This window comes from Leptospira weilii (genome assembly GCF_006874765.1).
GTDB classification, from domain to species: Bacteria; Spirochaetota; Leptospiria; order Leptospirales; family Leptospiraceae; genus Leptospira; species Leptospira weilii.
Genome location: NZ_CP040840.1, coordinates 1,580,049 through 1,590,000, shown reverse-complemented (window position 1 = coordinate 1,590,000; position 9,952 = coordinate 1,580,049). Strand labels below are relative to the sequence as shown.

Sequence of the window (9,952 nt, the reverse complement as noted above, 5' to 3'; positions counted from 1 at the left end):
TTCCAAAAGCGAAGAATCCAGATATTCTCTGTACGCGGGCCCCGAGTTTTTGATCCGAGATATCTTTCCGAGAATTTCGGAAACTTTCGCTTTTTTCAGTTCGACTTTATTAGCAATCAATAATGTAGTTAAAAACCCTTCCTGATCGTTCTGATTCATCAATAGAAAAGGTTGTTTGTATCCCAAAAGTCCGATATGTTTCTTGAGCATGTTCAAGCCCAAAGAATGAAACGTAGATAAAACAATTCCTTTGAGTTTTTGTTTCGGAATCATTTTTCGAACCCGTTCTTCCATTTCCCTGGCGCTCTTATTCGTAAAAGAAAGGGCTACGATTTTGCCCGCGGAAACTCCCACGTTTTCGATTAAATGAGCGATTCGATTCGAGATAACTCGAGTTTTTCCGGAACCAGCGCCGGCAAAAATGAGGATCGGTCCGTTTACGTGATTAACTGCTTTTTCCTGTTCAGAGCTTAGTTTCATGAGACATGTGACATAATTAGACCGGGAAAGATTCTGTCAATCTTGTACATCCGGAAAATTCTCACCACAAAATACGATCCGCGCTCTTTAGATATGTGAAATAGAGTTTCTTACAAAATGAGGTGGACCAATTTTTTCACCGTCATACTTCCGACGGATTTGTATTGAGGTCCAAATATTTGTGGGAAGACTCAAAGAATGATCGGTACTTTGCAGATAGAAGTCGGCTTAACCTTGATGCCTCACTCTAAAAATCACTCTCGACAAAACCTTCTCTACTGAAAAAATCGAATCCCATGAAACCTTTTTATCCGGAAGAATACGATCCTCATTCGAATCTTTGGTCCAAAAGGGATCGAAGAGATCTTATCGCCACACCTATTTTCAACCTTGTATCCTGGCATACCACCTCTCCCGACGAAAAAATTTCCAAAGACTTTTTTCATTTGGAATCCTCGGATTGGGTGAACGTAATAGCAATCACTCCGGAAGACAAAATTCTTCTTATCGATCAATACAGACACGGAATCCATCGTTTCAGTCTGGAGATTCCCGGAGGAATCGCAGAAAAAAAAACTCTTCTCGAATCCGCGCAAGCCGAACTCGTGGAGGAAACGGGCTATGTGTCGCAAGACTGGGAGTATCTAGGCAAGGTCACGGGAAATCCCGCGATCCTAAACAACTGGTGTCATACTTTCATTGCCAGAAACGTTCGCAAGCTTTACGACCAGGATCTGGACGACAGCGAACAAATTGAAATTTTTGAAACCCCCATCCGAAACATTCCCCGATTGATCGCCGATAACATTCTGCATCACGGAATGATGGTCGCCGCTCTCGGAATGTATTTTATCAAAAACCCAATCCAGAATTAAAATGACTCAAGCCAAAACAAAACACGATCCCTTTCAAGCCCTGAAAATCCCTGATTACCGTTTCTTCCTTTTCGGCAAGTTTATGGTGACTCTTTCCATCAGCATTCAAACCACCGTCGTTGGTTGGCAGATGTATCATCTCACCGGAAGCAATTTGCACGTCGGTTTTATCGGTCTCGCGGAGGCGATTCCTTCCATTACGATGGCCTTGTTTTCCGGTCTTGTGATCGATTCCTTTCCGAGAAAAAAAATCGTCACTTCCGCTCTGGGTCTTTTATCAATCTGTTCCCTACTTTTACTAATATTAGTATTTCCTAATATGAATTGGATCCTTCGAGAGTCAGGCGTGTATCCGATTTACGGCGTGATCTTTCTTTCCGGAATCGCGAGAGGTTTTTTAAATCCGGCGACCGCCGCATTTCAAACACAGCTTGTGGATAAGGAAACATTTCCAAACGCCGCGACCTGGAGTGGAATCGCCTGGCAGACTTCCTTGGTCCTCGGCCCCCTTATGGGAGGAATGTTGATCGTCTTCGGTCTTTATCTTGCGTATTCGGCGGACCTTCTTTTGATGAGTTTCGGTTTGATTTTGATGTTACTCGTAAAAGGAAAGCCCGTTCCCGAAAAACCGGATTCGGTCGAAAGCGTTTGGGAAAGTTTAAGTTCCGGTTGGAAATTTGTCTCCACACACCAAATCATCCTAGGTGCGATCTCTTTGGATTTGTTCGCGGTCCTTTTCGGAGGAGCCGTCGCTCTTCTTCCTTCTTTTACGGAAAAAATTCTGGGACAAAGCCCCGAGATTTTCGGAATTCTTCGTTCGGCCCAAGGAGTCGGAGCCGTCTTATGTGCTTTTTTTATCGCCGCCAAGCCGCCAAAAAAACATTCCGGTTGGATCCTTCTATCTTGCGTGCTTGGCTTCGGAATTTGTATTATTTTTTTCGGACTTTCCAACGATTATCGAATTTCGTTTTTCTGTCTTGCGGCCGCAGGCGCGTTCGACATGGTCAGCGTAGTGATTCGCCACACAATCGTTCAAATGCACACTCCGGATCATATGAGAGGGAGAGTTTCCGCAGTAAATTATATCTTTATCGGTTCCTCAAACGAAATCGGAGAATTCGAATCGGGTGTTACCGCGGAATGGCTCGGAATCAGAAGATCGATCGTCGTAGGTGGAATTTTGACCCTCTTAACGGTGGGATTTGTAGGAACAATCGCCCCCCGACTTCGAAAGATGCAACTGAAGGATATTCTTTAAAAATCGAACATTAGATCCGAACAACCCAACACAAACAAGGGCTAGATGAAAACTTTGTAGAAATTCTTGTAAGCGGGCAGATCCGTGGTTCTTTGTGGCAGTAGAATTTGTCCGGAGATTTCCCCTACAATAAAATTCACAGAAATATGCCCACAGTTGTTCAGAGAGAAATCCCTTAGAGAAGATCGTCACAGTTTCGACAGAAATCGACTCTTTTGAAAGTAAAATTAAGAAACGTTCAATAAGAAACATTTTTCGAGGTTAAAGAGGCTCGCCGAGTCCGCGACTTCGAGTTTCTTTGCTTTACAAAAAGTTGTCCCATCGATTATGGTTATTTCATTCTCCGAATTCAAGCGCAACATTCTCCGTGAACCACTTGCTGCCATAGAAAGAGACTCAGAAAATAATCATATTTTTTGAATATTCTAATTTTTGAATGCAAAAGAAGGAACCGATGGACGCTCCCAATATACTTACCCAAGCAGAAGCCGTCAAAAGGGCGGAGCTGATTGATCAGGTCAGTTACGAAATTCATTTAGACCTCAAAGCAGGTTCTTCCACATATCAGGGAGAAACTAAAATTTTATTCTTTTATACCGGCAAAGGGAAAGGAAAACTCAAAATAGACTTTGTCTCGAAGAAGATCGAAGTATTTTTGTTAAACGGAAAAGAATTATCCAATTATTCGAAAACCGATTCTTTCCTGGATCTTCCGCAAGAATCCTTAAAACCCGGAAAGAACGAAATTAGGATCCGTTACACAAACGACTACAACCACAGCGGTTCCGGATTTCATCAGTTCCGGGATCCTTCCGACGGTTCCGAATATCTCCACACAGATTTCGAACCTTTCGAAGCGCACCGAATGTTTCCGTGTTTCGATCAACCCGACTTGAAAGCGACGTATGAGCTTTCCCTTGTCGGACCGAAAGAATGGAAATACATTCACAACACTCTTCCTGCCAAGGAACAAATCGAAAAAGAAAGAATCGAAATTCGTTTTCAAAAAACCGCTCTGTTTTCCACGTATTTGTTCGCTTTGATCGCCGGTCCTTACGAAGTCCGGGAAGACCGTTATAAGAACATCCCATTAAGAATTCTGTGTAGGAAATCCCTCGCCAAATATCTAGATGCGGAGAACCTTTTTGCGATCACAAAAGAATCCTTTGGATTTTTAGAATCTTATTTCGATCTTCCGTATCCGTATGGAAAATACGATCAGATTTTTGTTCCGGAGTTTAATATGGGTGCTATGGAAAACGTGGGAGCCGTTACCTTTTCGGAGCATTACATTTTCAGAAGTCCCCGTATTTATTCCGAGTATCTAGGAAGAGCCAATACGATCTATCACGAGATGGTTCATATGTGGTTCGGCAATTTGGTTACGATGAAATGGTGGAACGATCTCTGGTTAAACGAAAGTTTTGCCGATTATCTTTCCTACTACGCGATGTCCCACGGAAAATTATTTCCGGACGCTCTCGAACACTTTTACGTTCGAGAAGAATGGGCTTACAAAGAAGATCAACTTTCCACGACCCATCCCATAGCGGGAAATGCGGAAAACACGTTAGACGCTATTAGTAACTTTGACGGAATCTCCTATTCCAAAGGGGCCTCCGTGCTTCGTCAGCTGATGTATTATATCGGGGAAGACACGTTCCGAAACGCGATGCGAAAATACTTTCGAAAATTCGCGAATTCGAATACGGTTCAAGCGGACTTTTTAGATACGATGTCCGAAACTTCCGGAATCGATATCCGTAGTTGGAGTAAGGAATGGCTCGACACGACCGGAGTGAACACGCTTCTTCCCGAATGGAAACAAGAACATTTGTTGATCCGACAATTACCTTCCGAAAAAAACGGCCTTTACAGAACGCACGCCTTGGAAGTAACAATCTTTACTCTCAAAGGAGAATTTTTCGAAGCCGTCTGGAAAAGTAGGATCGATGTAAAAGGACAAGAAACCATTCTCCCTTATAGCTTGTTTCAAAATGCGGATTTTCATAAAAGCAAAAATCCAAAGATGCAAGAATCCGTCGTAAAAACGACAAATCCCGACAAACATATATCCGGATCTTCCGAAATCGTAGTATTAAACACAAACGACTACGCATACGCAAAGACTTATCTTCCGAAAGACGGAATCCTTCTCTTAAAAACTTCCTTGAACAAACTGAAAGACCGTTTCGCGAGAAGAATCCTCTGGGGCTCTCTGTGGCAGATGACGCGCGATGCGGAAATTTCTCCCAAGGATTTTTTGGAACTTGTGTTTCAACAGGGAATTTACGAAGAGGATCTTTCCGTTCGAAGCAGTCATATCCTGACCAAGGCGTCCTCCATCACGTCAAATTACCTGAAGAGGGAAAACAAGGAAGAATGGTCCGCGAAGCTAAACGAACTGGCTAAAAACGGGCTCGAAAATCCTTCTATTGCGGAAGAGGAAAAAATCGTCTGGTATAGAATTCTCGAAAGTACGTCCAGAACTCCCAATCAACTTTCCTACTTAAAGGACCTTTTGGAAGGAAAGATCATAATCTCCGGAATTAAAATCGACCAGGAAAGAAGATGGAGTATTTTAACGAGACTTTCCGCATTTGGAGATAAGAACGCGTTAGACCTCATTGAAAAAGAAGAAAAAGCGGACACATCCGATCTCGGCGCGAAAAAAGCATATGGAGCCAGAGTCGCGTATCCCGATCCAAAATCGAAATCCGCCGCCTGGAAAGAATTTACGGATCCTAATACAAAATATTCCACGGACATGCTCCGCTACGGAATGAGAGGTTTTTATTGGGATCACCAGGAAGAAATCCTAAAAGATTACGAGAATTTATACTTCGAATCCGTGATCGGAATTTATAAAGACCGCGATTCCCATTTTTCTTCCGCATTCGGAAATCTCTTATTTCCAAGCTTGGAACCGAATCAGACCCTCGTGGACAAAACAAATCGCTTTCTCAAAGAACAAAAAGAGATTCCCGCTCTTCTTAAAAAAGATCTCAAACAACACCGAGATGATTTGGAAAGAACCGTGAAAATTCTCGCCAAACAATAGAATTGTTGAAAAATTCCATGGTTCAGATTAGCAAAACCGCTTCAAACATCCGTTTCAATTAGGCAGAAACGGATAGAGAATTAATTTTTCAAAAACTCTATTAAACTTTTTTTGAATCGGAGAGTTTGCAGAATTAAGGGAGGAGATGCGCATCCCTACAAAGAACTGCGAGTAGAGGGACTCGAACCCCCACACATTTCTGCACCAGAACCTAAATCTGGCGTGTCTACCAATTTCACCATACTCGCGTGCGGTCCTTCCAATGTTCGCGAATCTTCTTTGGAGTCAAGCGGTTTCGTTGGAAAGCTTTTAGTCTTGGGATGTTTGTCAAAATGCGCCGGAGTTGTTGCCAACCCGCAATTCGATGATTTTTTTCAAACTTTCGAGATGATCCATCATTCGATCCACTTTTTCAGATCCGCGAGATTACTCACCGGAAGTTTACAGGAAAAATTCTCACAAACATAAACAAGTGCGTTTCCTCCGCTGTCTCTTGAGTCAAACAAAGTAGAAAGTTTTCTCGCTTCTTCCAACTCATTCTCGTTCACGACGGCCAAAACAGAATCCGGTAGAAATCTGGTTTGAATCGCGGCCAAAAGATCCTTCCCGAAATCCGTATCCTTGCGAATCAAAACGATTTCTTTGGAATGACGTCTGTAAGTCCAGTAAGCCGAAAGCAAATGCGGATAACTGAGAGAATTGATAGATAATTCTTTCGTAAAATACAAAAAGATCGATTCAGCGAATTCCCCATAACGAGCCGAATCAATTCCCAACAAGGACAATTTCACCAAAGAATAAGCAAGAGAACTGTTCGCGGAAGGTTCCACACCGTCATAACCGTCCACACTCCTTCGCAAAAGTACCTCGCCGTCGTTTCCTGTATCGAAGAACACACCCGCCGGGGAACGGAACAAACGAATCGCATCTTCCATCCAAAGAACCGCGTTTTTCAAATAACGAATTCCGCATCCAGCTTCGAACAAAGCGATCGAAGAGGAGATCATCTCCGCGTAATCATTACTATATCCTAATATACCAGATTCTCCGTCCCTGAATCGACGTAAAATCCTTCCGTTCGGATCGATCAGATTTTTTTCTATAAAAGAATACGTCTCCTCCGCGAGTTTCAAAAAGTCTTCCCTTTGAAACGCAACACCCGCCTTTGCAAGAGCTTTGATATAAAGACCGTTCCAAGAAGTGAGAATTTTATCGTCTCTCAGAGGACGAACTCTTTTGCTTCTTCTTTCCAGAAGTTTGGCTCTACCTCTTTCCAAAACAGAATCGATCCGTTTCCATTCTTCTTCGGAAAATTTTGTAGCTTCGCTACGATAACTCTCATGCAGAATATTCTTTCCTTCGAAGTTTCCTTTTTTTGTTACGTTCCAAAATTTTTCCAAAATCTGAGAATCTTCCCCGCAGACTTCCCGAAATTCTTCGAAATCCCAGATATAAAAAAGACCTTCTTCTCCTTCGGAATCCGCATCCTCCGCGCTGCAAATTCCCCCGCCGACAATTCTCATATCCCGATGCAGATAGGAAATCACATCGAGCGCAAAGGATTTGGCAGAAATTTTTTTAGAAACCTGGGAACATTCCACGAGAGTTTCCAGAAAGAGAGAATTATCATAGAGCATCTTTTCGAAATGCGGAACCATCCAATGATGATCCGTGGAATAACGACAAAGTCCCCCTCCGATCTGATCGTAGATTCCTCCTTGTTTCATTGCAAGGAGTGTATTCTCCACCATCTCCAAAGCCCTTGGATTTCCGGAAGAATGATAATATCGGAGTAAAAACGAAAGTCCCATACTCGGAGGGAACTTATTGACGTGATTGGTTTTAAATCCTCCGAACTCGGCGTCATAATAACTTTCGTAAAGTGAAAATCCGGAATCAAAACAATTCTCCGAAGGGAGGCTCCCTTCTTGCTTTTCTATGGCCCGACCTTCTCCGGAATCTTTCAAATATCGAGAAAGTTCGGAGGAAGCTACGATCAATTCCTGTCGCTTTTCGTTCCAAATCTTTCTAAGAATATTCAAAATTTCTAAAAAACTTTTTCTTCCGTATCTGGGTTCCGGAGGAAAATAGGTTCCTCCAGTAATCGGCTTCCCATCCGGAGTCAAAAAGATATTAAGAGGCCAACCGCCTTGTTGATCCATAGCGTGTAACGCGTCCATATAGATCCTGTCGATATCGGGTCTTTCTTCACGATCCACTTTGATCGATACGAAATGAGAATTGAGATAATCCGCGACCATTTGGTTCTCAAAGGATTCTTTTTCCATGACATGACACCAGTGACAGGTCGCATAGCCTATGGATAAAAAAATGAGTTTGTTCTGCTCCCTTGCTTTGGTTAGGGCTTCCTCACCCCATGGAAACCAATCCACGGGATTATATGCATGTTGTTGGAGATAAGGACTTTTTTCTTTTGAAAGTCGATTCGGACCACGGGAGCTGAATTGCATTGAATTACTCTCTTTTAGACTCATAAAATCTATTTTTCGATTTCTAAAAATCTTCCTAATTCCAACCATGTCCATTAAGTAGGCGCTTACATGGAGCATAAAAAAGAAAGTACTTATGGAAAATTCGGAACTTTTTTTATTTCAGGAATCATTTTTTTTACAACGATTCAGCCTACAATTGGAGAGGACATTTTACCTAAGGAAGTTACCGTAGAAGAAGAAAAAGGGAATTCCGGAGATTTGAAAAACGTACTTCGTCTGACTCTGAAAGATGCGGTGAATCATGTGCTCGAAAAGAACATTACGATCCAAAACGCGAAGATGGAGTACATAAAAGCGGACGGAGGAGAACTCAAAAACGAATCCCAATTCACTTGGAATCTAATCGGCGGAATCACTATCTTTAAAACAACTCTTCCCAACAATAGAAACAACATCTTTTTGGGAACCAAACAAAGCCAAGATAAACTCAGCGTAGGTATCGAAAAAAATTTTAAAACAGGAACTTATGTGAAATTGGAAGCGAGCACCACTCGTTTCGATTCAAGCGCCTTCGAAGATCCTCGTACCACTCCTTCAAGCTTAGCCATACTCGCCATTCCTCCGCAATATACGAGCGCTTTGACGATCACTCTCAGTCAGGAAATTTTAAAGTACAGCTTCGGAAAAACTCAGAAGGAAAAAGAGGCCATTTTAAGACAAAACACCGTGATCAAAAGAGAAGAGCTGGTTTATATTCTTTCTCAACTCGTGGTTCAAACCTTGATTCAATACTGGAGTTTGAACATCTACGATTCGAACGTGAAAACTTTACAAGACTTAGAATCCAACACGAGAAACATACGCGATTTAACCACAAGAAAACGGAATTTAGGTCTTTCCGAAGGTTTCGAAGTCAATCTTTGGAACTCCATTCTTTCCCAAACTGCTGGAAATTTAGAAAAAGCAAAAGTTTCGCGCAAAGAGGCGGAAAGAAATCTAATTCGAATTTTAAACGCTGATCCGTCCTCTAAAGTCGAAGGCGTCACCGATCTTCAAGAGAACGTTCCTGTGGATTTCAACGTGGAAAAAGATTATATCTACGCTTTAGAACACAGAACCGATCTGAAAAATCTTCGGAAACAAAGAGAAATCGCAGAACTCAATTTGAAAATCAAGGAAGCCGAAGACATGCCTTCTTTGAAACTTTCAGGCGCCTACTCCACAAGAGGGCAAAATATCGTTTCTCCACAACAAAATGTCATGGATACAAATCGAGGAATTGCTTCCTTTAAATATCCGGAAGCGTATGCGGCTTTTCAATTTTCTTATCCGCTTTGGGATAAAGGTATCAAAGCAGATATCCGAAACGCGAAGTTAGATGTTGAAAATTTAGAAAAAAAAGAAGCGGAATTGAAACTTTCCATCAAAGAAGAATTAGAAAATCGTTATGCGACGATCTTAGCCGGAAAAGATATTCTAGAAGGCGCTAAAAAAAGAAGGGAAGAAGCCAATAAGTTCTATAGAGGTCTTTCAGAGCGCTTTCGTCAGGGAAGATTTACCGCAGTCGCTGTAAAAACCGCGTTGGATAACGTAATCCAATCCGAATTACAGGTAACTCAGGCTAAAATCCAACTGAACATTGATATTCTTCGTTACGAACTCGCAAAAAACCATATCTTCGAGAAATTTGGCGTGAACGTTAACGATATCATCGATCGATTGATGAAGATACAAACAGACCTGAATACCGCCGCTTTAGAACAAAAATAAAATAGAGTTATTGAAAAATTAATTTCCTTATCCATTTCTGCTTCATTGAAATGGA

The 9,952-nt window shown here is 42.0% G+C and carries 6 protein-coding genes and 1 tRNA gene (1 of these 7 running past the window's edge); 4 read left to right on the top strand and 3 right to left on the bottom strand.

Annotation, left to right across the window (positions count from 1 at the left end):
• Positions 1-480 carry the start of an ATP-dependent helicase gene (locus tag FHG67_RS07550; protein ID WP_061235640.1) on the bottom strand. The gene continues 1,545 nt to the left of window position 1, outside the view, so only the first 480 of its 2,025 coding nucleotides appear in the window; it begins with the start codon at positions 478-480; its stop codon lies off the left edge, out of view.
• 296 nt (positions 481-776) lie between these two features.
• On the opposite strand from FHG67_RS07550, the gene FHG67_RS07545 reads away from it, so the two are divergent.
• The 3 genes from FHG67_RS07545 (at position 777) to FHG67_RS07535 (ending at position 5,674) form a co-directional block, all read left to right on the top strand.
• Positions 777-1,355, top strand: coding sequence for an NUDIX hydrolase (locus tag FHG67_RS07545; RefSeq protein ID WP_004496777.1), 579 nt, complete (start codon positions 777-779; stop codon positions 1,353-1,355).
• A gap of 1 nt (position 1,356) precedes the next feature.
• Entirely contained in the window at positions 1,357-2,613 is a 1,257-nt protein-coding gene (locus FHG67_RS07540; protein WP_002615042.1) for an MFS transporter, read from the top strand.
• 454 nt (positions 2,614-3,067) lie between these two features.
• A complete protein-coding gene (locus FHG67_RS07535) occupies positions 3,068-5,674 on the top strand; it encodes a M1 family aminopeptidase (RefSeq protein WP_026054322.1) in 2,607 nt (868 codons plus the stop codon).
• A 166-nt stretch (positions 5,675-5,840) separates the two neighbouring features.
• On the opposite strand, the gene FHG67_RS07530 is transcribed toward FHG67_RS07535, so the two are convergent.
• Positions 5,841-5,922 (bottom strand) — tRNA-Leu (locus tag FHG67_RS07530).
• 147 nt (positions 5,923-6,069) lie between these two features.
• Positions 6,070-8,145: a thioredoxin domain-containing protein gene (locus tag FHG67_RS07525; RefSeq protein ID WP_142499723.1), complete on the bottom strand. Its 2,076-nt coding sequence runs from the start codon at positions 8,143-8,145 to the stop codon at positions 6,070-6,072.
• 90 nt (positions 8,146-8,235) lie between these two features.
• Between FHG67_RS07525 and FHG67_RS07520 the strand changes: the two genes are divergently transcribed.
• Positions 8,236-9,897: a TolC family protein gene (locus tag FHG67_RS07520; RefSeq protein ID WP_004500260.1), complete on the top strand. Its 1,662-nt coding sequence runs from the start codon at positions 8,236-8,238 to the stop codon at positions 9,895-9,897.
• The last annotated feature ends 55 nt before the right edge of the window (positions 9,898-9,952 follow it).

Coding starts and splice junctions, on each gene's coding strand:
- FHG67_RS07545 (WP_004496777.1), top strand. CDS start 777: ATGAAACCTTTTTATCCGGAAGAATACGATCCTCATTCGAATCTTTGG.
- FHG67_RS07540 (WP_002615042.1), top strand. CDS start 1,357: ATGACTCAAGCCAAAACAAAACACGATCCCTTTCAAGCCCTGAAAATC.
- FHG67_RS07535 (WP_026054322.1), top strand. CDS start 3,068: ATGGACGCTCCCAATATACTTACCCAAGCAGAAGCCGTCAAAAGGGCG.
- FHG67_RS07525 (WP_142499723.1), bottom strand. CDS start 8,145: ATGCAATTCAGCTCCCGTGGTCCGAATCGACTTTCAAAAGAAAAAAGT.
- FHG67_RS07520 (WP_004500260.1), top strand. CDS start 8,236: ATGGAGCATAAAAAAGAAAGTACTTATGGAAAATTCGGAACTTTTTTT.